This window comes from Paenibacillus sp. TAB_01 (assembly GCF_043945595.1).
Taxonomy (GTDB): Bacteria; Bacillota; Bacilli; order Paenibacillales; family NBRC-103111; genus Paenibacillus_S.
On record NZ_JBIFNP010000001.1, the window covers coordinates 1,449,459 to 1,472,500 of the forward strand.

General features: G+C 51.7%; 24 protein-coding genes, 1 rRNA gene and 1 riboswitch (1 of these 26 only partly in view). Of the genes, 23 read left to right on the forward strand and 2 right to left on the reverse strand.

Annotation, left to right across the window (positions count from 1 at the left end):
• Positions 1-58 precede the first annotated feature (58 nt).
• From ACHHV8_RS06965 to ACHHV8_RS07015, 11 genes are all read left to right on the forward strand, one after another.
• Entirely contained in the window at positions 59-208 is a 150-nt protein-coding gene (locus ACHHV8_RS06965) for a hypothetical protein (protein WP_395157630.1), read from the forward strand.
• Positions 205-402: a hypothetical protein gene (locus tag ACHHV8_RS06970; RefSeq protein ID WP_395157631.1), complete on the forward strand. Its 198-nt coding sequence runs from the start codon at positions 205-207 to the stop codon at positions 400-402. The genes ACHHV8_RS06965 and ACHHV8_RS06970 overlap by 4 nt, the downstream gene beginning before the upstream one ends.
• Before the next feature lie 92 nt (positions 403-494).
• The gene (gene nikB / locus ACHHV8_RS06975) at positions 495-1,430 is read left to right on the forward strand and encodes a nickel ABC transporter permease (protein WP_395157632.1); all 936 of its coding nucleotides are present in this window, start codon (positions 495-497) and stop codon (positions 1,428-1,430) included.
• 15 nt (positions 1,431-1,445) lie between these two features.
• Positions 1,446-1,955, forward strand: a complete 510-nt coding sequence (locus ACHHV8_RS06980) for an ABC transporter permease (RefSeq protein ID WP_395157633.1) — start codon at positions 1,446-1,448, stop codon at positions 1,953-1,955.
• Positions 1,906-2,343, forward strand: a complete 438-nt coding sequence (locus ACHHV8_RS06985; protein ID WP_395157634.1) for an ABC transporter permease — start codon at positions 1,906-1,908, stop codon at positions 2,341-2,343. Before ACHHV8_RS06980 ends, ACHHV8_RS06985 begins: the two co-directional genes overlap by 50 nt.
• The gene (locus ACHHV8_RS06990; protein WP_395157635.1) at positions 2,344-3,132 is read left to right on the forward strand and encodes an ABC transporter ATP-binding protein; all 789 of its coding nucleotides are present in this window, start codon (positions 2,344-2,346) and stop codon (positions 3,130-3,132) included.
• Positions 3,133-3,162: 30 nt separating this feature from the next.
• Positions 3,163-4,104, forward strand: a complete 942-nt coding sequence (locus ACHHV8_RS06995; protein WP_395157636.1) for an oligopeptide/dipeptide ABC transporter ATP-binding protein — start codon at positions 3,163-3,165, stop codon at positions 4,102-4,104.
• Positions 4,105-4,125: 21 nt separating this feature from the next.
• Positions 4,126-5,751 carry a nickel ABC transporter substrate-binding protein gene (locus tag ACHHV8_RS07000; protein WP_395157637.1) on the forward strand — a complete coding sequence of 542 codons (1,626 nt, stop codon included), beginning with the start codon at positions 4,126-4,128 and terminating at the stop codon, positions 5,749-5,751.
• A 20-nt stretch (positions 5,752-5,771) separates the two neighbouring features.
• Entirely contained in the window at positions 5,772-6,518 is a 747-nt protein-coding gene (locus ACHHV8_RS07005; protein WP_395157638.1) for a class I SAM-dependent methyltransferase, read from the forward strand.
• A gap of 57 nt (positions 6,519-6,575) precedes the next feature.
• Positions 6,576-6,763, forward strand: a riboswitch (cobalamin riboswitch).
• A 207-nt stretch (positions 6,764-6,970) separates the two neighbouring features.
• Positions 6,971-7,333: a (2Fe-2S) ferredoxin domain-containing protein gene (locus ACHHV8_RS07010; RefSeq protein ID WP_395157639.1), complete on the forward strand. Its 363-nt coding sequence runs from the start codon at positions 6,971-6,973 to the stop codon at positions 7,331-7,333.
• A 72-nt stretch (positions 7,334-7,405) separates the two neighbouring features.
• A complete protein-coding gene (locus ACHHV8_RS07015; RefSeq protein WP_395157640.1) occupies positions 7,406-8,308 on the forward strand; it encodes a LysR family transcriptional regulator in 903 nt (300 codons plus the stop codon).
• Here ACHHV8_RS07015 and ACHHV8_RS07020 read toward each other — a convergent pair.
• Positions 8,305-8,610: a hypothetical protein gene (locus ACHHV8_RS07020; protein ID WP_395157641.1), complete on the reverse strand. Its 306-nt coding sequence runs from the start codon at positions 8,608-8,610 to the stop codon at positions 8,305-8,307. The genes ACHHV8_RS07015 and ACHHV8_RS07020 overlap by 4 nt on opposite strands.
• Before the next feature lie 268 nt (positions 8,611-8,878).
• Between ACHHV8_RS07020 and ACHHV8_RS07025 the strand changes: the two genes are divergently transcribed.
• From ACHHV8_RS07025 to ACHHV8_RS07075, 11 genes are all read left to right on the forward strand, one after another.
• Entirely contained in the window at positions 8,879-9,565 is a 687-nt protein-coding gene (locus ACHHV8_RS07025) for a GntR family transcriptional regulator (RefSeq protein ID WP_395157642.1), read from the forward strand.
• A 168-nt stretch (positions 9,566-9,733) separates the two neighbouring features.
• Positions 9,734-10,660: a 4-hydroxy-tetrahydrodipicolinate synthase gene (gene dapA / locus ACHHV8_RS07030; RefSeq protein WP_395157643.1), complete on the forward strand. Its 927-nt coding sequence runs from the start codon at positions 9,734-9,736 to the stop codon at positions 10,658-10,660.
• Positions 10,661-10,684: 24 nt separating this feature from the next.
• On the forward strand, positions 10,685-11,842 hold the full coding sequence (locus ACHHV8_RS07035) for a sialidase family protein (RefSeq protein WP_395157644.1): 1,158 nt from the start codon (positions 10,685-10,687) through the stop codon (positions 11,840-11,842).
• Between the two features lie 70 nt (positions 11,843-11,912).
• The gene (locus ACHHV8_RS07040; RefSeq protein ID WP_395157645.1) at positions 11,913-13,499 is read left to right on the forward strand and encodes a type 2 periplasmic-binding domain-containing protein; all 1,587 of its coding nucleotides are present in this window, start codon (positions 11,913-11,915) and stop codon (positions 13,497-13,499) included.
• 156 nt (positions 13,500-13,655) lie between these two features.
• A complete protein-coding gene (locus tag ACHHV8_RS07045; RefSeq protein ID WP_395157646.1) occupies positions 13,656-14,633 on the forward strand; it encodes an ABC transporter permease in 978 nt (325 codons plus the stop codon).
• Between the two features lie 11 nt (positions 14,634-14,644).
• Positions 14,645-15,379 (forward strand): carbohydrate ABC transporter permease, encoded by a 735-nt coding sequence (locus tag ACHHV8_RS07050; RefSeq protein ID WP_395157647.1) that lies wholly within the window; start codon positions 14,645-14,647, stop codon positions 15,377-15,379.
• Positions 15,380-15,585: 206 nt separating this feature from the next.
• A complete protein-coding gene (locus ACHHV8_RS07055; protein ID WP_395157648.1) occupies positions 15,586-16,743 on the forward strand; it encodes an iron-containing alcohol dehydrogenase in 1,158 nt (385 codons plus the stop codon).
• 56 nt (positions 16,744-16,799) lie between these two features.
• Positions 16,800-17,888, forward strand: coding sequence for a sialidase family protein (locus ACHHV8_RS07060; RefSeq protein WP_395157649.1), 1,089 nt, complete (start codon positions 16,800-16,802; stop codon positions 17,886-17,888).
• A gap of 75 nt (positions 17,889-17,963) precedes the next feature.
• A complete protein-coding gene (locus ACHHV8_RS07065; protein WP_395157650.1) occupies positions 17,964-18,821 on the forward strand; it encodes a hypothetical protein in 858 nt (285 codons plus the stop codon).
• A gap of 24 nt (positions 18,822-18,845) precedes the next feature.
• Positions 18,846-20,129, forward strand: a complete 1,284-nt coding sequence (locus tag ACHHV8_RS07070) for an MGH1-like glycoside hydrolase domain-containing protein (protein WP_395157651.1) — start codon at positions 18,846-18,848, stop codon at positions 20,127-20,129.
• 281 nt (positions 20,130-20,410) lie between these two features.
• A complete protein-coding gene (locus tag ACHHV8_RS07075) occupies positions 20,411-21,622 on the forward strand; it encodes an ATP-binding protein (protein WP_395163444.1) in 1,212 nt (403 codons plus the stop codon).
• A gap of 404 nt (positions 21,623-22,026) precedes the next feature.
• Here the strand turns inward: ACHHV8_RS07075 and ACHHV8_RS07080 are convergent, their stop codons facing one another.
• On the reverse strand, positions 22,027-22,245 hold the full coding sequence (locus tag ACHHV8_RS07080; RefSeq protein ID WP_395157652.1) for a hypothetical protein: 219 nt from the start codon (positions 22,243-22,245) through the stop codon (positions 22,027-22,029).
• A 563-nt stretch (positions 22,246-22,808) separates the two neighbouring features.
• Between ACHHV8_RS07080 and ACHHV8_RS07085 the strand changes: the two genes are divergently transcribed.
• Positions 22,809-23,042, forward strand: a 16S ribosomal RNA gene (locus ACHHV8_RS07085) (it continues 1,309 nt past the right edge of the window).

Here is a 23,042-nt window from a genome sequence, read left to right on the forward strand (position 1 = left end):
CATATACAAGCAAGTTTATTCTGGGCCCAACTATATCAAAGTGAGAGAAAAAGAAAAGATGGCACGAAAAAGAAGTTCAGTCACACTCATCGCCATGATGATGATCTCAGCTCGGCTGCTGGGCGTCCAGCTGCCCCAGCATCCGCGCGAGCGGATACGCCGTACCGGCAGTGCCGAGAAGCAGCTGTCACAGGGAGTTCCTCTGTGACAGCTGTTTTTTTTGCGTCCGGGGGCTGCACATCCGGCGGGTACCGCTGCGGCTGGCTGGCTCGCAGCGGTGTCTCTCCTGCCGTGCAGGCCCGCAGCGTGCAGCCTGTCCCTGCCATGCCGGAAGCCTGCTGCTCCGTCCAGGCATATGGCAGGGACAGAGGCATTTTTGTGCTAAGAAATTCGCGCCAATAAATGAAAGATAGGCTTTGACAATAAAAGGATTCTTGTGTTACTTTTATAATAATTTGTGTCACCGGTAGTGAAAGGGGATTGGGAGTGCGGCAGTGAAGAAAACCAGGTTTATTATGAAGCGTATCGTCCAAATCCTTCCTATGCTTCTGGTGGTCTCCGCTTTGGCTTTTACGCTGAGCAATTTGTCGGCAGGCAATGCTGCGGAGATCGTCATTATGAATCAAGGGGGGCAGGTGACCCCGGAGTCCGTTGCGGCAGTGAAGAAGGAATTGGGGCTGGATAAGCCTCTCTATATCCAGTATTTTGTTTGGCTTGGCAAGGTGTGCACATTGGATTTCGGCGTTTCGTTCCGCAGCAAGCTGCCTGTGCTGGACGAAATTAGGCAGCGGTTTCCGGCGACCTTGAGCCTGATCTTGTGCGCCACCTTGTTTTCCATCCTGCTGGCCGTCCCTACAGCCATCCTGTCGGCAAGGTACAAGAACAAGTGGATCGACCACTTGTTTCGGGTCATCTCTACCGCCGGGGCTTCCATTCCCGACTTTTGGCTCGGCTTGATCCTGCTGTACGCATTTGCCGTTCAGTTCAAGCTCGTGCCTGTCATTGCGGGCAATAAGCTTCAAAACATCTTTTTGCCCGCGTTTACTCTAAGTCTGGGGTATGCGGCCATCTATACTCGAATGCTCAGAACGAACTTGATTGAAATTATGAAGCTGAACTATATGAAAGCGGCACGGGCGAAGGGACTAAGCGAGAGTGCGGTGCTGATCAAACACGGCTTGAAAAATGCGGTGATTCCGTGCCTGGTGCTTGTGGGCAACAATATCGGTTCGCTGATTGCCGGCAGCTTTGCCTGTGAAGTGATCTTCTCGTGGAACGGGATCGGCAAATTTGCCATCGAAAGCATTAAGATCAAAGACTTTCCCGTAATCCAGGGATATGTGCTGTCGGTCGCGTTCACTTTTATCGTGATTAATTTGATAATGGATATTTGCTATGCATATATTGACCCCAAAATAAAACTAGATTAATTGGAAGTGGATGTCATGAAAAATGCATATGCGCCTACCGCTGCTCCGGCTTTGTTCAGCCATGTATTCTTCTACTTTAAAAAGGACAAGCTGGCCTTTGCCGGAGGGACTATTTTTATACTGCTTACCCTTGTCAGCCTGCTGGCTCCTTATCTTGCTCCGCACGATCCTATAGCCGTGGATTTGGAGCAGCGACTGCTGAAATCATCGTTCGAGTATCCTTTAGGAACAGACCAGCTGGGGCGGTGCGAGCTGTCCCGCTTAATCTTCGGCATTCGCGCCTCGTTCGGAAATGCGCTGCTCGTCCTGGGCGGCATCCTGATCATCGGCGTTCCTCTAGGCATTGCTGCAGGGTATGCGGGCGGCTGGGTCGATAATCTGATTATGCGGGCGGCTGATATTGTTTCGACGTTTCCTTCCAGTCTGCTCGCGTTAGCGGTCGTAAGCATTATCGGAACCGGGCATGTCGAATATTATGCTGGTTTTAGTCTGCTTGTGGTGGGCCCCGTTTGCCAGAATCATTAGAGGAACGGTGCTCAAGATGAAAGAACAAGATTTCGTCATGGCTGCGGTCGCTGCCGGAACATCCCGATTCAATATTGTCGTCAAGCATATTTTATTAAACTCGGTTTCCCCGATTGTCGTGCTCTCCACGCTCAAAATTGCCAGCATTATTATGCATATTGCGGGCTTTTCATTTATCGGGCTCGGAGCCCAGCCTCCGGCAGCCGATCTGGGCGTAATGCTGAACGACAGCCGGCAGCTCATCTCCTCGGCCCCGATCCTTATGCTGTGGCCGGGCCTCATGATTATGATAATTGTGTTTGGGCTTAACATGCTGGGAGAGGGCTTGAACGAAGCTTTGCTGCCGAATTCAAGCAACCAAATAACAAGAGTAAGCAAAGGTGATTAAATGGAGGCCGGAGCGGTTTTTTCCATCAAGGATTTGAAAACTTATTTTTACAATCATAAGCAGGGCGCGGTCATTAAGGCGGTGGACGGGGTCAGCCTGGACGCCTATGCGGGAAAAATTACCGCAATTGTAGGGCAGAGCGGCAGCGGCAAATCCGTGATGGCTTTATCGGTGTTCAACCTGGTGGACGAGCCGGGCAGGATCGAAGCCGGTGAAATCCTCGTTAACGGCAGAGATGTAATCAAGCTGAGCAAGCGGAAGCAGCGCCACGTCTACGGCAAGGAAATAGCTATGATCTTTCAGGATCCGTCCAGCGCGTTGAATCCGGTCGTCAAAGTAAAGAAGCAGCTGCTTGAAGCGATCCGGATTCATGAGAAAACGAGCAGGCCGGATGCATTAGGGCGATGCGAGCAAGCGCTTCTCAAGGTCGGCTTGACAAATACCGGCCGCATTCTTGAAAGCTATCCCTTCGAGCTGAGCGGAGGCATGTGCCAGAGGGTGATGATTGCGATGGCTCTGCTGACCAACCCCAGCGTGTTAATAGCGGATGAGCCGACAACGGCGTTGGATTTGACCATTCAGGCGGAAATATTGGACGAGCTGCTGAAGCTGAAGGAGCAGGGAATGGCGATCATATTGATCACCCATGACTTGAGCGTAGTCGCGCAGACAGCCGATTACGTATATGTGATGAGCCAGGGCAGGATTGTGGAGAGCGGGGAGGTCTGCGGCATCTTCGAGCATCCCCGGCATGAGTATACGAAAGGGCTCCTGGAGGCCATCTTGTAGAGCTTAAGAGGGAAGGAGAGAGCGCATACGATGAATTTGATCGAAGCGGCTGGTCTGAGCAAATGCTATGACGTCAAAGCGAAACCTCAAATCTATGCCGTCAACCACGTCGATTTAACCATCCGCCAGGGCGAATCCGTGGGGCTTGTCGGCGAATCCGGCTCCGGGAAAAGCACGCTCGGGAAGCTGTTACTGCAGCTGGAGAAGGCGACAAGCGGCACTGTGCATTATCGCGGGAACCGTATTTCAGCTTATAGCTTTAATGAAATGCGCAGCATCCGGAAGCATATGCAGATGATTTTTCAGAACAGCGGGAACCTGTTCAATCCTTACTTCAATGTCAAGCAAATCATTCTGGAGCCGATCGATAATTACAGCCGGGAAAGCGAAGCCGAGAAGGAGCGCCGGGTGGTGGAGATGCTCGACAGAGTGGGCTTGGATCGAAGCTATCTGACCCGGTTCGGTCATGAGCTGAGCGGCGGCCAGAGGCAAAGAGTAGGCATAGCCCGGGCGCTCGTGCTCCATCCGGAATTTGTCGTATGCGATGAGGCGGTTTCCAGCCTCGATTATGTGATAAGAAATCAGGTGCTGAAGCTGTTAATGGAGCTGAAGGAACAGCTCGGCTTGACTTATTTATACATTTCGCATGACGTGTCGTCAGTCCGGAAAATATGCGACAGGGTGCTGGTCATGTACATGGGCCATATCGTGGAGATTCTTCCGCGCATCGACGAAAACGTTCTTCATCCTTATACGCAGGCGCTGATGGGGGCCATATTGGACAGCAACCCAAGGAACCGGCAGAAGCGCAAGCCGCTGTTCAAAGCGACGGATGAGCAGCGCGCACCGGACCAAGGCTGTATCTTTCAACACAGGTGCTTATATGCGAAGCCGGAATGCGGGGTCTTGAAGCCCAAGCTGGAAAATGTTGACGGCAGCCACTTTGTTGCCTGTCATTTACATAAAAAATAATCGTCACCTGGGGAGATGAAAATGAGAAAGCATACATCCATTGTTACAGCCATCCTTGCTTTTCTGATGCTGTTTGCCTCAGCTTGCTCCGGCGGCAGCCAGAGTCAGCCATCTTCGGACGGCGCAGAGCGCAAGAAGGAGCTTGTCGTAGCTATATCCGGCGACGGGCAGATGGACCGATTCGATGCGGCATCGTATAACGGTCCCCATCCGATCTACAAGATGATTTACGAAGGCTTTGTGGAAGACGGCGGAGCGGAAGGAATCCTCCCGTCGCTGGCCACGGAGTGGAGCGTTGCCGAGGATGGAAGGACGTACACGTTCAAGCTCCGGCAGGGGGTTAAATTTTCCGACGGAACGGATTTTGACGCGGACGCGGTTATTTTCAATTTAAACAGATGGGTGAATAACAAGCTTCATGCCGCTCTGACCTCGGTTAACGTGGAAAGCATGGAAGCGGTAGATAAATATACGGTCAAGATGGTTTTTACAAACCAAGCCTACCCTATACTAACCGAGCTTTCGTTTCCAAGACCCGTCCGGTTTCTGAGCCCGAGCTCGATTCAAGCGGTCGAGGGCGACCCGATGGGGAAATTCACCAAGCCGGTTGGGACGGGGCCCTGGATGCTCGAAAGCTACAAAAAGGATCAGGAATTCGTCCTCGTTCCGAACCCGTATTATTGGGGCGGGAAGCCGAAGCTGGATCGTATCGTATTTAAAGTAATTCCGGAAGGCCAGGCCAGAATCATGGCGCTTCAGAGCGGGGAAGTGGATATCATTGGGGGAGACCTGCTGGGTAAGATCCCGCTGGACAGCATCGAGGCGCTGAAAAAAGACAGCAGCATCACCGTCTACAACGATCAGACGATGAGCTCTCAATTCATTATTTTCAACCAGGATAATCCGGTGTTTCAGGATAAAAACGTCAGACTGGCATTTAATTATGCCATTAACAAGGAAAGCATGGTCAGCAAGCTGCTGAACGGGATCGGGCAGGCGGCGGACGGACTGAACCAGTACAGCGTGCCGTATGTGACCAAGGAAAATAACCAGTGGTACAAGTATGACAAGCCGAAAGCGAAGCAATTGCTCGAGCAGGCCGGCTTCAAGGATACGAACGGGGACGGCATTGTAGAGAAAGACGGCAAACCGCTGGAGATCAGCTTCGTATTGACGACCGATATGTTTCCCGAATGGAAGCCGATGTGCGAATTTATTCAATCGGAGCTTCTAGGGATCGGGGTCAAAGCCAATCTGAATGTGCTGGATGCGAACGCTTATGCGGACGCTCAAGTAAAGAGCCGCAAGTTTGATATATTGATCCAGCGTACCTCCTCTGACTCCTGGCTGCCGCACAGCGACCTGCTGCAATTTTTTACCATATTCAATGCGAATAACAAGGCGCGTGTATGGTATGACGAGCGTTTGGTCGAGAGCATCAACGAAACGCTGCAGACGATGGATGAGAAGAAGAGGCAGGAGAACTATGACAAAGTGTTCAAAATCATGCATGACGAAGTGGTGTGCATTCCGCTGTACTATCCTGTGACGACCTTTGCGGTGAGCTCCAGGGTTCAAGGCTTTAAAACCGGCGTCAACGGCTATGCGCCGATTGAATGGAGCCAGCTGGATATTGCCGCCAACTAAACGCGATCTAGGAGGATCTTATGGAGCTTCAGCAAAGAATTGAAAAAAATTGGACGGACGGTGCCGTTAATTACAGCAACAGTGTGAAGGGCGAGCTGGGCAGCATCTCGATGAAGCAGGCATGGATCGATATGATCCTTGCCCATGCTCCTCACACGGGAACGTTGGATATATTGGATGTGGGAACAGGCCCCGGTTTCTTTGCAATCATCATGTCGCTTGCCGGGCATCGGGTTACTGCAGTCGATTGTACGGAAAAGATGATAGAGCAAGCGCGAATGAACGCACAGCATGAAGGAGTACAGCCGAGCTTTCACGTATCGGATGGACATCAATTGGATTTTGCCGACGAGTCCCTCGATTTGATCATTAGCCGGAATGTCACATGGACGCTGATCGATGCCGAGAAAGCGTACCGCGAATGGAGACGCGTCCTGCGTCCCAACGGAAGAGTCATCATTTTCGATGCCAACTGGAACATGCGTTATTTTGACGAGGAATATATGAGAAAGCATGAGGAGGATAAGCGCGAATATGAGGCCAGGTTCAATAAACCGGCACAGCATTACACCGATGAAATGCATGAGTATAGAAAACGCATGCCGATGTGCAGCAGGCTTCGTCCGCAGTGGGATTTCGATACGTTGATGAAAATTGGCTATTCGAAGTTTTACTGCGAGATCGATGTGACGGACAAAGCATGGGACGAAGAAAGCCAGGTGAAATTCAAATCGACGCCGATGTTCATGCTGGTTGCGGAAAAATAGAATTTTATGGTGCTTGCACTGTTTATTCATTCCCTATATGATGGACAGTAAGACAAGTGAATATGATAAAGATCAGGTGTCTTTGCGAAAGCAAAGAGTAACAGGGAATTGGGTGTAAATCCCAAGCGGTCCCGCCGCTGTAACCGGGGAGTTGCCTTCAACGATGTCACTCAAAGAAATTTGGGGAAGACTGAGGGCGATGACGATACGGAAGCCAGAAGACCTACCTGATGGTTGCACCAAACAAAGCCTTCGGAGAAAAGGAGTGGTGTGCATGGAAGACGATGATGATTGGAGTATCTCGTTTTATTTAGCTGTGCACGGACGCCTGCCTCTTGATGAAGAGGCGGGCTTTTTTGTTGATGGAAATGGATGAACAGCAAGTATGATTATCCATTCAGCCATTTGGAAGTGAAGTAAACAGAGGGGAATAAGGGGAAAGGGGAGGAAGCATGGCTACATGGGACTTATCGGGTACGCAGCATCATGTCCTTATTTGTAATGGAGGAAGCTGTCTGCGCAAGCAGGGAGACGAGGTTACGCTTGCTTTACGGGAAGAGGTCGCATTGCATGGAGCGGAGAATCTTATTCATACGACCAGAACCAGGTGCAACGGCCGCTGTGAGGACGCATGTGTCGTCACGGTATATCCGGAAGGCATCTGGTATAAGGATATCGGACCGGAGAGCGCAAGGCTGCTCGTAAGGGAGCATTTGCTCCAAGGCAGGCCGCTGTATGAACGAATGGCTTATTCGTATCGGAACGAACGATTTGTTCCTACAGGCAGCGGCGCCAAAGGCGTTCCTCGCCATTAGCACGGCCGGTGACCCGGCTGTATAATGAGAGGGACTGGTTAGGACAAAGAACTTACGGAAAGGGGGAGCCGCTTGACTTTACAGCAATTAAAGTATGTTATCGAGGTCGCCAACCGCGGCTCCATCAATGAAGCCGCCAAACGGCTGTTTATTTCGCAGCCGAGTCTTTCCAATGCGATCCGGGAGCTGGAGGAAGAGCTGAAGATTTCCATTTTTGAACGAACGAACAGGGGCATCTCCCTTTCCAAGGAAGGGGCGGAATTTTTAAGCTACGCGCGCCAGGTGATAGAGCAGGCGGAGCTTCTGGAAGGACGCTACCTGCACGCGAAGCCGTCCCCGCAGCATTTCTCGGTGTCGACCCAGCATTATGCTTTTGCGGTAAATGCGTTCGTCAGCCTGGTCCAGGATTACGGGCAGGACGAATACGAATTGGCGCTGCGCGAGACCAAAACGTATGAAATCATTGAAGATGTCAAAACGATGCGAAGCGAAATCGGTATCCTGTACCTCAATGAGTTTAATGAAAAAGTAATAAAGAAGATGCTCCAAGCGGCGAACCTGCAATTTACCGGCTTGTTTACCGCTAAGCCCCATATTTTCGTCAGCATTTATCATCCGCTGGCGAAGCAGTCTGTCGTGACGTTCGATCAGCTGCAGCAGTACCCTTATTTATCGTTCGAACAGGGGGAGTACAATTCGTTTCATTTTTCCGAGGAAATTCTGAGCACAATCTCACATAAGAAAAGCATACGGGTGAACGATCGGGCTACCCTCTTCAATTTGTTGATCGGATTGAACGGCTATACCATCTCGACCGGGGTGCTGAGCGCCGATTTGAACGGCAATGAAATCATTCCGGTTCCGCTGGACTGCGAGGAAACCATTCACGTCGGCTGGATCTCGCATAAAAATACACAGTTAACGAAGCTGGGCGCGGCTTACATTGAAGCGCTCCGGAAGGCCATTGGCTGTTAAACGAAACTGACGGAACCATTCCGTCTCCATAAAATGGTTAGAGGCGGGGGGATGCGGTTCCCGGCCTCTTTGCTGCGCCTAGATAAGTCTCCTGTTCGAAAGTACCTTCCAGGTCGTTGAGCTGCCTCCGGCCGGAGCACCCTGCCGCACAGCTCGAGCCAGCGTTCCCGGGTTGCGGGACTCGTATATTCGAGATGGTGCATGAACGTTTCGAAATCTTCGAGACCGAAATGGCGGATGAGGGAGGTCATGCGTTGCTCATCTTCCACGTGGGATAAGAAATGAAGCAGCTCATATCGCATAAGAGGTTCCTCCTTGCCGGACGGATGTAAGTTTTCAAGCTGCTTGTATAAGCCTGCTTGACAGGGCAGACTAAGCAACCGCAGGACTGGTTTTTTTATTTTATTAGGCGGACACCGTTTTCATGATTGCAGGATCGGATTCGAAGCCCTGTGTGAGCGCTTCATGATGTGCTTGGAGTCTTTAAAATAATTCGTTGACGGATTGGGGAAACACATATATTATATAATATATGTTGTATACATCATTCGAAACAAAGGTGGAAGTGCAATGAGCTTACCGAAGATCGACACATCCAATTTATGGGATAAAACCTATGCGCTCTTGAAAGAAAGCATTATTCGCCGGAAATATGCACCGAACCATAAGCTGTCGATTCCGGAGCTTTCAGAGCAGTTAGGCGTAAGCCGTACGCCAGTAAGAGATGCGTTGACGCGTCTCGAAATGGAAGGACTTGTGAAAACGGTCTCTAAGGTGGGAACATTCGTGGTTGCTATAACGAACCAGGATGTGCAGAACATTATGGACACCCGGCTCATGCTGGAATTTTGGGTTATTGAGAAACTGAACAACGTTGATAAGGAAACGCTGAAATTCAGAATTTCGAGAATGCAGGACATTCTGAGGCAATCCGCCGCCAAGGTGGAGTCCAACCATGTGGACGAGTATTTGAAATCCGATTTTAATCTGGAGTTCCATCTGGAATTTATGGAGCTCGGACAAAATAAAAATAACCTCGATATTTATTTGAGAACGATGAATTACCGGTATATTACAATGAAATCATCGATCGTGACCGATGAAATGGTGAAAGTAGCTATGAACCAGCATCAGCAAATTGTCGATGCCATCTTGGGTGGGGACATCGGCGATATGAAGCAGGTCATCCAATTGCATCTGGAAGATTCGAAGGAACGGCTTCTCAAAGGAATTAGAGAAAACGGCGGAAGTATTTGAATGGAGCGTGGAGCGTTCCTTTCTAAGCGAAGGTTCGTAAGCCAGGCTGTAAGATCAGGAACGAGAGGATAGAGCATGCTTCTATTCAATCATCCTTTTTCTTCAATAAATGATGTATACAACATACTACACACAACAAAAGCAGTTAGTGTCGGAGGGGGCAGCTGGATGTTTAATGCAGAGGGAATAATACCGGCGATGATAACGCCGTTCAACGAGCAGCAGGAGGTTAACGAGGAGGCCTTGCGCTTTCTTGTAAAGCGCTTTCTTAAAGCCGGCGTTCACGGATTGTTTTGCCTGGGCACGAACGGCGAATTTTTCTCGTTAAGCTTTGAAGAGAAAATAAGGGTCGCAGCGATTGTCATTGAAGAAACGAAAGGGCAAATTCCCGTCTATGTCGGGGCAGGCTGTATCAGCACGGCGGAAACGGTCCGGCTGATACACGAGCTGGAGAAGCTCGGGGCAGATGCATTATCGGTCATTACGCCGTATTTTCTCTCCTTCACCCAGAAGGAATTGGCGGACTATTACCGCACATTGGCCGACGAGACTTCGCTGCCTATCGTCTTGTACAACATTCCGGGGCGAACGGGCAATGCACTTCATCCTTCGACGGTCAGCGAGCTGGCGCAAATTCCGAACATCGTAGGCATTAAGGACAGCAGCGGCAGCTTTGATACGATACTCAGCTATCTGATGGAGAGCAACGAATCGTTCTCCGTGCTGGCCGGCACCGATTCCTTAATTTTATCGACGCTGATGTCGGGAGGACGGGGAGCCATCGCAGCTACGGCGAACTTGTTCCCCGAGCTGGTGGTGTCGATCTACGAGCTGTGGAAGCAGGGAAGGATCGAAGAGGCGGAAGCCATGCAGCGGGGGCTGAGGGAAATCCGCAGTGCATTTCAATGGGGGACGCTGCCTTCGGTATTGAAGGAAGCGATGAACTGGATGGGGCTGCCTGCAGGACCGTGCCGCTTGCCGGTCAGTCCGCTCAATGCGGAGAAGAAACAAGATATTTCCCATTTGATGGATATGTATCATAAGCGCGGGCTGCTGATCGCCGACGATACTGTTCCTATGAAGAAGGTCACTTAACAGCTACATAAAGGAGGAATACTTGTGGGTTGGAGAACAAATCTTGTGAATCAAGGAATCGACAAGGACGGTATGCTGCGATCCCGCTATAACGGCGGAGCCGAATCGTACCTTCCTACCTCTTACCGCGTGAATCATGCGCCCAGCATGACGGAGCTCGCTAACGGGGACCTGCTTGCAGTATGGTTTGCCGGGCATACGGAGGAAGGACGCAGCGATATTGAAATCGTCATGTCCAGGCTAAAAGCGGGGGCCTTCCAATGGAGCGAGCCGGTGAGGGTATCCGATGACGATACCAGATCGGAGCAGAATCCGGTGCTGTTTGAAGCCCCTGACGGCAGGCTGCTCTTGATGTACACCGCGCAGGAGGCAGCTTCGATGAGCCGCGCGGAATTCAAGAAGCTCTATCCGAACGGGGCCTTTACCCGGCAGGAGACGGCGGTCATCCGGTGCCGCGAATCGGCGGACAACGGATATACCTGGGGACCGGCCCGCACGATGTTCGAAACGGAGGGCTCGTTTTGCAGGGCGCCGATTCATGTCGCAGCTGACGGAAGCTGGCTGTTCCCGATGTGGTACAGTAAGGCCGACGGCCGGACCGAATATGGCAGCGATTACAGCGTCATTCAACGCTCTGTCGATGAAGGGAAGACGTGGGAGGAAATCCCGGTCCCGAACAGCCGCGGCCGTGTTCATGCCTCGCTGATCTCCGGCGAAGGCACGAAGATGCAGGCCTTTTTCCGAAGCCGCGCCGCCGACCGGATTTATGTGAGCGAATCGTCCGACCTCGGACGCACATGGAGCGAGCCCGAGCGCACCGTGCTGCCCAACAATAATGCGTCCATCCGGGCGATCCGCCTGCAGAGCGGGCGGTTGGCGGTCATTTACAATCATGCAAGCGCGAACGCTAACCCGGAGCTCACGGTTTGGCCCAAGGTCAGATATCCCGTAACCGTGGCCTTGTCTGAGGATGGCGGACTCACCTGGCCGTACCGCAGGGTGATCGAAGGCGGAGACGGTTTTTGCGGAGAGGCGAATGAAGCCCTCAATCGCCGGTATGAATATCCGTGGCTCACGCAAACCAAGGACGGCCTGCTCCATGCTTCGTTTGCGTACGGCGGGCGGGAAGGCATCAAGCATATCGTTTTGACGGAGGCGTGGGTAAGGGGCACAGAGCAATAATATTTACACCGCGGTTGAAAGCGTTTACCGATTGTTGTAAGGATAACAATACCTTCTGGGGGGATCCACCTTGTTTACGAAAAATTGGACGAACGTATCGAAAAAAACGATGAGCGTGGTTATGGTTGGAGCACTGCTTGGAACAACGGCCTGCGCCGGAGATCAGCCTGCGCCAACGAATCAAGCGGGTGCAGGCACGGACGCTTCGGCGGGAGCGGCCAAGTTTTCTTATACGCTTCCCGGCAAATTCGTTAACTGGATCAAGGATATGAACTGGATTCCGGTGCTCTTGAAAGAAACCGGCGCCGATATTGAATTCGTTAATGGCGGGGACGGAGACCCTTATTATAAAAATATCGACCTGAAGGTAGGTTCAGGCCAATTCTCCGATGCCGGCATTGTGCAGCTCAGCCAGGCCGAGGTGTACGGCTCCAAAGGAGCTTTCGCGGATTTGCGTCCGCTGATCGACAAATACGCTCCGAATATCAAAAAGTTCATTGATGACCACCCGGACTACAGCAAGCTGATTACAAGCAGTGACGGGAAAATCTACGCAATTATGCCTCAGTATCCGAGAATAGCCAATACCACCTTTTACCGCGATGATATGTTCAAAAAGGCGGGAATCACATCGGATCCGAAAACCGTTCAGGAATTTACGGATGTGCTCCGCAAGCTGAAGGATGCGTTTAAAGACAATAAAAACTTTTATCCGTTCGGGGGCCGGGACGATTTCCTCAGATTTCAATCCGCTTTCAGCGCGAATGATTTGATCGATGCCCAAGGCAAGGTACACGGGGTATATAACGGCGGACAAGGCTATGACCTGAAGGCGCCGGGCTTTAAAAAGCTGATCGAATGGTACATCGGTCTGTACAATGAAAAGCTGATCGATCCGGAATGGGTCAGCGGGCTGTCCACCGAGGAGGCATGGCAGACCAAAGTGCTGAACGGGAATGTGGCGGTTGGCAACGACTTTTACACCCGTCCTTCCTGGTTTATGCTGAACGGCGGAGTCAAGACCGACCCTAACTTTTCGATGAAAGTGATGCCGCCGTTCCTGAACGATGCGGGAGCCCAGTCCAAGTTCCCTACCGTTCCTGAATTCCGGGTGACCCGCGCGTTTGTCATTAATGCCAAGTCTGTCGATAAAGCTCCGGGCATTTTGAAATTCCTCGACTACTTGTACTCGGACAAAGGACAAACCTTGGCGGGATGGGGCGTAGAAGGCACGACCTTCAAGAAGAATGCAAGCGGCAAAAACGAGTTTACGATCAAGTTCGAAGAGGAATCGACGAAGCCGCTGGGGACTCCGGCGTGGACGTTCTTCCAGGACCGCCTGACCTTCCCGATACCGGTAAATAATGAAGCGTTCTATGAATTTAACGCTGACTTGACGAAATCGTACGCGAACGACTATTTCAGCAAATATGCGGAGACGTTCCCGATTATCAAGTACTCCACAGATGAATTAAAGGAAAGAAGCAATCTGGTCGCCAAGGTCAACGAAGCCTTGAAGGCCAACCTGGTGAAGTTTGTCAGCGGCAAACGCCCTATGAGCGAATGGGATGCGTTCTTGAAAGAAATGGATGCGATGGGCTACTCCAAAATCGTCGAAATCGATCAAAAAGCTTATGACTCCATGATGAAAAAATAATATGCAGCCATAAAGGCCGAGGTCATGCCGGAAAAGCCCGTGAGAGCGGGATTTCCGGCAGGCTGAGGACGCAGCCTCATGCAAGATTTCCAGTTCGCACACCGCTGATCCGGAAGAAGAGCTATTCGGAAAATACAATAACAGGGGTACATTCTTATGGAAATCAAACAAACGCAAGCTGGGATTAAACCAAGACCGCAAGCCGTAGTTTTTTCTGCCCGCCAACGTCTGCTTAGACAGCTGTGGAATACGAAGCTGCTCTATTTGCTTTTGCTCCCCGGGCTGCTGCATCTGATTCTGTTCAAGCTGGCACCGCTGTTCGGGCTCGTGATTGCCTTTCAGGACTACAACACCTTCCAGGGGATTCGAGGGAGCTCATGGGTCGGGCTGGACAATTTCGTTACATTCATCCGTGATCCTTACTTTCTGGTGCTGCTGAAAAACACGCTGCTGCTGGCTATCTATAACCTCGTGTTCGGTTTCCCGGTTCCGATTCTGTTTGCTTTGTTTTTAAATGAAGTGAGAAATATGTTCGTCAAACGGTTCGCGCAGTCGCTCAGCTTTTTCCCCTACTTCATCTCATCTGCCGTTACGGTCAGCATCGTATATACGTTTTTGTCCCCGCAGACCGGGCTCGTGAACCGGCTGATGGAGTTTCTGGGCATGCAGCCGGTATTTTTTATGGCGGAGCCGGGCTGGTTCCGCACCTTGTACGTCAGCCTGAATATATGGCACTCGTTCGGCTACGGCTCGATTATTTATTTAGCCGCGATTGCAGGCATAGATCCTTCGCAGTATGAGGCTGCCGAGATTGACGGAGCTACCCGGTGGCAAAAAATGTTCTTCATTACCCTTCCGTCCTTGTCCAATATTATCGTCACGATGTTTATCCTGAATATCGGTTCCTTCCTGTCGGTGGATCTGGATAAGGTGCTGCTGATGTACAACCCGAGCGTGTACGAAACGGCGGATGTGATTCAAAGCTTTGTTTACCGTCAAGCTTTCGCATCGCAGGGCTTCCCGAATTACAGCTTCGGCGCGGCGGTCGGGCTGTTCCAGTCCTTAGTGGCGATGCTGCTCGTTGTCAGCGCCAATAAGGTTTCCAAAAAATATTCCGAATCCCGATTGTTTTAGGAGGCTGCAGCATGAGAAAACAAAAATTTGACTTGTTTGAAGCGGTGAATAACACCTTGCTCATTGTGCTGGCCCTGATCTGCGTGTATCCGTTCCTGAACATCCTGTCGGTTTCTTTAAGCGACGGATTGGCCGTCATCACAGGCAAAGTGTATTTCTGGCCTGTCGGCTTCAACATAGAGACTTATAAGTACGTTCTCGGCAACTCCCGGCTTGGGATATCTCTCGGCTTGTTCAACTCGATCTTTTATACGGTATCCGGCACCTTGGTAGCCGTGCTGCTGACGTTCGTTACCGCTTACGGTTTATCCCGCAAAAGACTGAAGGGCCGTTATTTCATTATGCTGCTGTTTCTGTTCAGCTGGATCTTCGAAGCCGGCCTTATTCCGAGCTATCTCGTCAATAATGCGCTCGGCTTGGTGAACTCGCGCTGGGTTATGATCCTGCCGGGCGCTATCAGCACGTTTCTGCTTATTATTGCCCGCTCGTTTCTGGACGCCATTCCCGGCGAGCTGGAGGAATCGGCGTTTATTGACGGAGCTAACGAGCTGCAGCTGCTGACCCGGGTGTTCTTCCCGCTCTCTACGCCGGTGCTGGCGACGATCGGCGTATTTTATGCGGTGCACATTTGGAACGCTTTTATGGTGCCGCTCATTTATTTGCAGGACCAGTCGCTTCAGCCTCTTCAGCTGATCCTATACCGGTTAATTATTAAGCCTGACGGGGAACCTCCTTCGAGAATTTAACGGTCAATAATCACCAAATTTTACCGGACAACATCGAGGCGGCGACGATTTTTCTGGCTATCTTTCCGATTCTGTTCGTATATCCGTTTGCCCAAAAGTATTTTACCAAAGGGATGCTGCTCGGCTCATTGAAGGGGTAGGCCTTTAGCACGCCGGCGGCGGGTATTTCTCATCATCCCATTTCAACTACGAAAGGACTTGCGGCAATGAAACCTTTTCAATTCAAAACGGCCGGCACCATCGTGACAGGGCGTCACGAGGCCGGGAACATCGTCACGCATTTGCGTTCCGCATTGGGAGACGTCCGTACGGCGCTCGTCGTTTCCCAGCCGTCGATGCAGCGGAGCGGTTATCTCGACCAGCTGTGCGGAGAACTGCACAAAGCGGGGATCGGCTTCCGGTGCATCACGGATATCAAGCCGGAGCCGACGGAGGAACAGCTTACGGAGCTGCACAGAATGGCTTCGGAAGCGAGCTATGACGTGATGATCGGCATGGGCGGCGGCAGCGTGCTCGATGCCGTTAAGCTGCTGTCCGTGCTTGCGACCAATGAGCTGGGCATCCGCGATATGCTGGGAACAGGGCTGGTAGCCAAGCCGGGCATCCCGACGGTGCTCATTCCGACCACTTCGGGGACAGGCTCGGAGGTCACGCCGAACTCGATCGTTACGCTGCCCGAAGAGGAGCTGAAGCTGGCGGTTGTAAGCCCGCATTTATATCCGAGGCTGGTGATTCTGGACCCGATGCTCACGCTGACCCTGCCTCCGTCCATTACGGCGGCCACAGGAATGGACGCGTTCACCCATGCGCTGGAGTCTTACATATCGAATAAAGCGAATCCGATGAGCGATATGCTGGCATTGGAATCGCTTCGTTGGATCAGCTCCAGCCTGGAGGAAGCTTATCATGACGGCACTTCCATCGAAGCGAGGGAAAAGCTGCTGCTCGGCTCCATGTACGGGGGCATGGCGTTGTCCTGCTCCGGGACGGCAGCCGTCCATGCGCTCGCGTACCCGCTGGGAGGGAAATATCACATTACGCATGGCGTCGCTAATTCGATGCTGCTTACTCATGTGATGGAGTACAACTTCGACGCCATTACCGGCCGGCTCGCGGAGGCTGCGGCCGCTATGGGACTCGCCGAGGCCGGCACGGCCAATGCGGCGGAGGCGGTAATCCGCCGGATCGCCGATTGGACCCGCACACTGCGCATCCCGCAAAATCTCGGCGATTACGGGGTCGGCGAACAAGATATCGACGCACTGGCTGTCGCAGCCTCGAAAGTGACGCGCCTGCTGTCCAACAATCCGAAGCCGTTGGCATTGGAGGATATGAAGGCGATCTACCGCAAGCTGCTTGCCTAAGAGAAGGTAGGGCAAAAGAACAGATCATCATACCAATTATAAGGGAGAGAAAAAGAATGAGCGGATACAAAGGAAACGGAATCACGCCAACCCATATGGAGCATGTCGTACTTTATAAAAATAATCAGGAATTCAGCTCCTGGCCGTTTAACGCCGGGATGTGGAAAATTGCAGACAACAACATCCTCGTCGGGTTCATGAACATGCCCTGCGACTATACGAACCCCAAGCATCTGACGCACCGCCGGGTCGAATTTTTCGGACGCATTGCCGCGGTACGGTCGACCGACGGAGGACGGAACTGGGGGCCGGCGGAGACGATCGCCCGCAATCTGGAGGTCAACGAAGACCTGCAATTTGGCAAGCTTCCAACGATCGAAGCTCATGATTTCAGCGATCCGAACACGCTGCTCTGCTGCTGGACGACGCCGAATTCCGGCGCGCCCGATGCGAAGGCTTGGGTGAAGCTGTCGAAGGACGGCGGCCAAAGCTGGGGCCCCGCCGCCCTGCTGCCTTTCTGCAACATTCCGCGCTTCCAGGGAAGATCGTCGTATCTGGTTCGTCCCGACGGAGTGATTCTGCTGTTCCTGACGGCGAAGCCGCAGCACAATAATTACGACCGCCCGGTCGTCTACGGCTCCTTCGACGGAGGCGCCAACTGGACGCTTCTCTCTTACATGCCCGACAGCAGCGAATATCGCGTCATCTGCCCTTCGCCGGTGCTGATGAAGGACGGCACGATTGTCGTCGGCGTCCGGTGCAAATCCTCGATGGAGGGCGCGTGGGGCGAGGTTTACGCCTCAGAGGACGGCGGATTGTCATGGCAGAAGCGCTCGCGTATCAACGATCACGGAGATACGGTGCATCTGACGCTGCTGGAGGATGGCCGCATCTTCGCGGTCTACGGCTACCGGATCGCCGCCTTTGGCATCCGCGCCAAAATCAGCGAGGATGGCGGCCGCACATGGGGGCCTGAGCTGATTCTGCGCGATGACGGCGGCAACAAGGATCTGGGCTATCCGCGTGCCGCAGAAGTGGGCAAGAATGAGATCCTGGCGACCTACTATTTTAATTCCAAGGACGATCCGATTCAAATGAACGGGGGCGGCGTCCGCCACATCGCGGGAACGATCCTGAAGGTGTAGCGGGCAGGGAAGCTCTTCTCTACGGGGACGAACGAATTGTACGGGTTTAGTATTAGTAAAGGAGATTCGGAGCCCATGAAGCAAACGATGCGCGAAAAGATAACACAGCCTCTGATCGATCAGGCTCTGGGGGGCGGGAAGCGGAGCCTTCGCACGCTGCCCAAATCGAACTTGCTCGGACCTACCGGGGCCCGCTTGTGGGCCGACTTCCTATGGCCTCAGCCGGGCTTTGCCGGAGCGGTCGATTTTATCCACAAGCTGAATATTCCCTCTTTATTTACGGTGGAATGCAGCGCCGTGACGAGCTATGAACCGTCCAAGAGCGATTGGTATCCAAGCTATCTATCGATGGAATATGCGTCGAATAAAATTAGCTTTAAGGAGAGCAAATACATTACATGGGAAGACTGCGCGGTCTCCTGCCAGACCTGGACGAACACAGGCCCGCAGGAGGCGACGCTTCGGCTGGTAGCGGAGCCGCTGCTGTTCGGGAATGAATCGCGGTCCGAAGGATTATCCGGAAGCCTCGAAGTGCCGCGCCACGGGTTTACCCTCCTGGCGGCGCTGCGCACTAGCCGGCCTGAATTGTTTACCGGGCTGACGCTCAAGCCGGGGGAAACGGCGGAGATCATCATTGCCGCCGCCTTGGGCTTGCAGGAGACGGACGAGCCTGCCGCTTTGGAGCAGCGGCTCGACGGGCTGCTCTGCCCGGGCGCGAGCGCCGAACAGCTGCTTAGCGGGCAGCAGCAGGCGTACCAGCGGTGGTTCGACCTTGCGCCTGTCTTTACGAGCAGCGAGCCCTTGCTCGATAAGACGTGGCTTTACCGCTGGTTTGTGATGCGTCATACACTGGCCGAACCGCGGTACGGCCAATTGCAGCATCCGGTCTTTTATGAGGGGCGCTCGCACAAGATGAGCAAAACGCCGCTGTAACCGAAAGGGTGGGAGTTCAGCAAAATGATCCCGCTGACCGTTCCCATGCATCTGCTTGAATCGCGCTGGTACGGCGATCCCGTCTACTCGCGCGGAGCTATGCGCAGCATGAAAGCGAGCCAGGACGAGGAGGGCTTCTACAAGTGCCTGTTCGTCAACGGAACTCTTCATTCCTATGCGAATTTCATGGGCTGGGCGGCATACCAATCGTATTTGGTGCATAGGGACATGGACCTGCTTAAGGAGATGCTGCCGTCCTTGAAGGAGCAGATTCGCGGGGAATCGCTCAAGCTGGGCAATGACGCTGACGGCCTGCTGATCGAATATATGCATAACCGGACAGGCAAGGAATACCAGCCGAGCTACTGGTACTTCCATGATTTCCCCAAAGACTGCAAGGATCCGGCGACCTTCACCCCACTGAAAAGAGTCGACCGGTCCATATATCATTATTTGAACTGCATCGGCACAGCCCGTCTATGCCGGGCGGCGGGCGACAGCGATGCGGATGAAATCGAAGCCAAGGCGGAATCCATCCGGCGCGATATTCTTGAGAAGATGTGGGATGAGGACACGCAATTTTTCTATGATCTTCATCATCTGACCGACGAGAAGGCATGGGTGAAAAATATTGTCGGATTTTATCCCTACTGGGCGCAGATTACGGATGCCGAGCATACGGACGGCCTGCTGCATGCTTTTGATGAAGCGGAATTCGGTACGCCGGCTCCCTTCCCATCGGTCTCTGCGGATTGTCCCGTCTATCAGCCGGAAGGCAGCTGGCAGGGCAATTTCTTCAAAGGACGCAACGGCTGCGTCTGGGACGGCCCGACCTGGCCGTATACCAACAGCATCGTACTTGATGCGATGGCGATGGAAAGCAAGCGGAACGGCCATGTGTGGGATGAGGCGTTCGGACATTTGCTCCGCGAGTATTCTCTGCTGCATTACCGCAGCCGGGATCTGACGGCTCCTTATCTGGTCGAGCATTATAGCAGCCAGAGCGGAGAGCCGTTGAGCGATGAGGCGGATTACAATCATTCCTATTATATCGATTTGATCGTGAAGCATATTGCAGGGCTGAGCGTGGAAGAGGACCGGCTGGTGCTCGATCCGATCGATATCGGCTTGTCCTGCTTCCGGTTGGACCGCATCCATGCAGCCGGACGCGAATTGAGTATCACGTATAACCGCGGGGACGATCCGAATACCGATCTCGCTGTCGGCTATCAGCTTTTTGTGGATGGAGAGCTGGCCTTGGCAAGCGAGCATCTGTCCCCAATGGTCTATCCGTTGAAAAGCAGCTGAGAGATCAAACGAGAGAAAAAAGAGAGAACAATCGAATCGAATAAGCGGTGCGCTGATCCCCGTCAGAGCGGCCGCATGACAGATTATTGTCATCCATGCCCCCCTTTTTATGAGTGAAGGGGGGGCCACTTTTTTCAGTATGAAATAATTTGTCAACCCCATGCTGACACGCAGCCGGTTTCGAGATATATTTAATACTAGAATGGATACTCGGGAATGAAAAAGTGGGGATCGTTTTGTTAGGAATAGACAACTTATTATTGAACTTCCTGTTCATTTTGGTGAGTATCCTGATTTATTTTTCCCTCGGTCTTTACAAAACGAAGTATAAGTCCCTCCTCATTGGAGTGAACGGGAGTATTTCCGTCATTTTCTGCATGTCTTTTCCATTTACCGTTTTTTCCGGATATATCTATGACCTGAGAATCCTGCCTTTTATCATTACTATTCTGTATGGCGGGGTGCGTCCAGGTCTATTTGTCGCGTTGGTGCTTTTGTTGTACAGGTATCTGTTAGGGGGCAGCGGCTTTGTAGTCACCAGCTTTTGTTACATTCCCATTTTTTTATTTACAGCGGTCTTTGTGCGGTTTTACGCGGAGTTATCCAAGACTAAGGTCATTACCTTCGGCACCCTGCTGGCTTCAGTGTCGGCGCTGTTCGTCACTGTCGGCAGTATTATCAAATCGGATGAGGCCATCCTTCAGCATCTTTCATTTTTTGTGTACTATTGCCTTACTCTGATGACTTGTACGTGGATTACCCTTTACATGATTGAGACGATAAAAGATAACGTGAAGATGAGGGAGGAAATACACCGTTCGGAGAAGTTAAACGTCTTGGGGGAATTGGCGGCGACCATTGCGCATGAGATCCGAAACCCGTTGACGGTTTCCAAAGGCTTCATTCAATTGATGAAATCGCGGGTGAATAATGAAACGGATCTTAAATATTCGACGCTGGCGCTCGAAGAAATCGATCGGGCCGAATCCATAGTTTCAGAGTATCTGATGTATGCGAAGCCGCAGGCCGACAAAACGGAACAGATCCACATCAAGAAGCTATTTCATAACGTTTTACAAATTATTGAGCCGTATATTACCTCGCACGGGCACATTTTAAATTACAAAATAGAGGACGCCCTGTACATTCATGCGGATGCCAAAAAATTCACGCAGGTCATGATTAATTTGATGAAAAATGCGGTAGAGGCTATGGAGCACAGCGGTCAGCTTACGATTCATGTGTATGGCGGTCAATACGATGTGGTCATTGAGATTTCGGATACAGGGACGGGGATGACCAAAGAGCAGCTTTCGCGGCTGGGCGTTCCTTTTTATTCGACGAAGGATAAAGGGACCGGATTGGGACTGATGGTATGCTACCGGATCATCGAGGCACTGGAGGGAACGATTCAAGTGGAAAGCACGAAGGGCGTCGGCACCAAATTCAGTATTGCTATTCCTAAAGCTGCAGAGCCAATGGAGAGCAGATAGATTGAATCCCCCAAATGGCCCTGCCTTTATTGAAGGCCGCTGATTAGCTGTCGGAGAGTACGGACTTCTTCTATTAGATGCGCAGACGTTCGCCTTCGTCCCTGACTTCAGCTGCAAAAAGCTGAGGATTCAAAGACATTCAAGGATAACGGCGCTCGGAAAAAGAACCGTACATCGCAGGAGGCCACTGAAATACAAGCGGAGGGTACGGAATCGTTCTGTAGAAGCGAAACCATTCGCCTTCGTCCCTGGATTTCAACCGCTACAAGCGGAAGAAAATCCAAGAAATCCAGGGACAACAGCGATCGTAAGCGTGTTCCGTACTCGCAGCAATGACTTTTTCAGCGGCCTCCATCGCAGCGAGGATTTTTCAACAGCCTCCATAGGGGCAGGGCTATGTTTAATTACGAAAGCTGATCTTCATTATTATTTGCAGTATTTCCAAGCCGTGCTTGGGCTAATTGCTGTTGGGCCTGGTCAAGCTGTTCTTCCGCTTCTTGGATCGCATGATCTTGATTTCTGCTATTGTGCGCTTCGTTTATTTCACTGAGAGCGTGGTTCACGGCATTGCGGGCTTGTGTCACGTCATTGGCTTCTTGTTGGCTGGATTGTTGTTCGGACAAGATAAAACCTCCTATATTTTGTTATGTTTCCGAGTTAATATGGTCTTTAGCTTAAGGAATCATGCATAGAAGGGGAGTTTTAGTTTGATTATAAAATATGCTTGTATTCCTGCAAGAACTGTGATAAATTAAACACCTTGCTGTTAAAACCAACGGAAAAGTTTAGCAGCTTTCAAAAAATATTATACTTGCAAATTGTAATTGACCTATGTTATATTGATTCAGCTGCTTCGAGCCGTAAGGATGCAAGCGAAGATCAAACAAATCGTCTCCATATGATGTGAGATGACTGGTAAAAATTACAACTTGCAATCAAGTAAGCAAATGTGGTAAATTGATGTTCCTGCTGTTCGAGAGAACAGTGAGAAAACAAGAACTACTATAATGAAGCATTGCCCTTTGAAAACTGAACAACGAGTGAGTGAAATAAAGAGAATGCAAATTCTCGCTAGCAAGAAATTTTGAGCTTAAGACAAGCTTGATACTTGATATACCCATGAATTCATGGGGCCCCGAAAAGTAATAGGAATCGGCTTCGGCAGGTTCACTTCACTTTTTGGGGTATCGTGGAGAGTTTGATCCTGGCTCAGGACGAACGCTGGCGGCGTGCCTAATACATGCAAGTCGAGCGGATTTCACCTTCGGGTGAAGTTAGCGGCGGACGGGTGAGTAACACGTAGGCAACCTGCCTGTAAGACCGGGATAACTATCGGAAACGATAGCTAAGACCGGATAGCTGGTTCTCTCGCATGAGGGAATCATGAAACACGGAGCAATCTGTGACTTACGGATGGGCC

Excerpts from the sequence above, each read along its gene's own strand:
- ACHHV8_RS06965 (WP_395157630.1), top strand. The coding sequence starts at position 59 with ATGGCACGAAAAAGAAGTTCAGTCACACTCATCGCCATGATGATGATC.
- ACHHV8_RS06980 (WP_395157633.1), top strand. The coding sequence starts at position 1,446 with ATGAAAAATGCATATGCGCCTACCGCTGCTCCGGCTTTGTTCAGCCAT.
- ACHHV8_RS06985 (WP_395157634.1), top strand. The coding sequence starts at position 1,906 with ATGCTGGTTTTAGTCTGCTTGTGGTGGGCCCCGTTTGCCAGAATCATT.
- ACHHV8_RS06990 (WP_395157635.1), top strand. The coding sequence starts at position 2,344 with ATGGAGGCCGGAGCGGTTTTTTCCATCAAGGATTTGAAAACTTATTTT.
- ACHHV8_RS06995 (WP_395157636.1), top strand. The coding sequence starts at position 3,163 with ATGAATTTGATCGAAGCGGCTGGTCTGAGCAAATGCTATGACGTCAAA.
- ACHHV8_RS07000 (WP_395157637.1), top strand. The coding sequence starts at position 4,126 with ATGAGAAAGCATACATCCATTGTTACAGCCATCCTTGCTTTTCTGATG.
- ACHHV8_RS07005 (WP_395157638.1), top strand. The coding sequence starts at position 5,772 with ATGGAGCTTCAGCAAAGAATTGAAAAAAATTGGACGGACGGTGCCGTT.
- ACHHV8_RS07010 (WP_395157639.1), top strand. The coding sequence starts at position 6,971 with ATGGCTACATGGGACTTATCGGGTACGCAGCATCATGTCCTTATTTGT.
- ACHHV8_RS07020 (WP_395157641.1), bottom strand. The coding sequence starts at position 8,610 with ATGCGATATGAGCTGCTTCATTTCTTATCCCACGTGGAAGATGAGCAA.
- ACHHV8_RS07025 (WP_395157642.1), top strand. The coding sequence starts at position 8,879 with ATGAGCTTACCGAAGATCGACACATCCAATTTATGGGATAAAACCTAT.
- dapA (WP_395157643.1), top strand. The coding sequence starts at position 9,734 with ATGTTTAATGCAGAGGGAATAATACCGGCGATGATAACGCCGTTCAAC.
- ACHHV8_RS07045 (WP_395157646.1), top strand. The coding sequence starts at position 13,656 with ATGGAAATCAAACAAACGCAAGCTGGGATTAAACCAAGACCGCAAGCC.
- ACHHV8_RS07050 (WP_395157647.1), top strand. The coding sequence starts at position 14,645 with ATGAGAAAACAAAAATTTGACTTGTTTGAAGCGGTGAATAACACCTTG.
- ACHHV8_RS07055 (WP_395157648.1), top strand. The coding sequence starts at position 15,586 with ATGAAACCTTTTCAATTCAAAACGGCCGGCACCATCGTGACAGGGCGT.
- ACHHV8_RS07060 (WP_395157649.1), top strand. The coding sequence starts at position 16,800 with ATGAGCGGATACAAAGGAAACGGAATCACGCCAACCCATATGGAGCAT.
- ACHHV8_RS07065 (WP_395157650.1), top strand. The coding sequence starts at position 17,964 with ATGAAGCAAACGATGCGCGAAAAGATAACACAGCCTCTGATCGATCAG.
- ACHHV8_RS07070 (WP_395157651.1), top strand. The coding sequence starts at position 18,846 with ATGATCCCGCTGACCGTTCCCATGCATCTGCTTGAATCGCGCTGGTAC.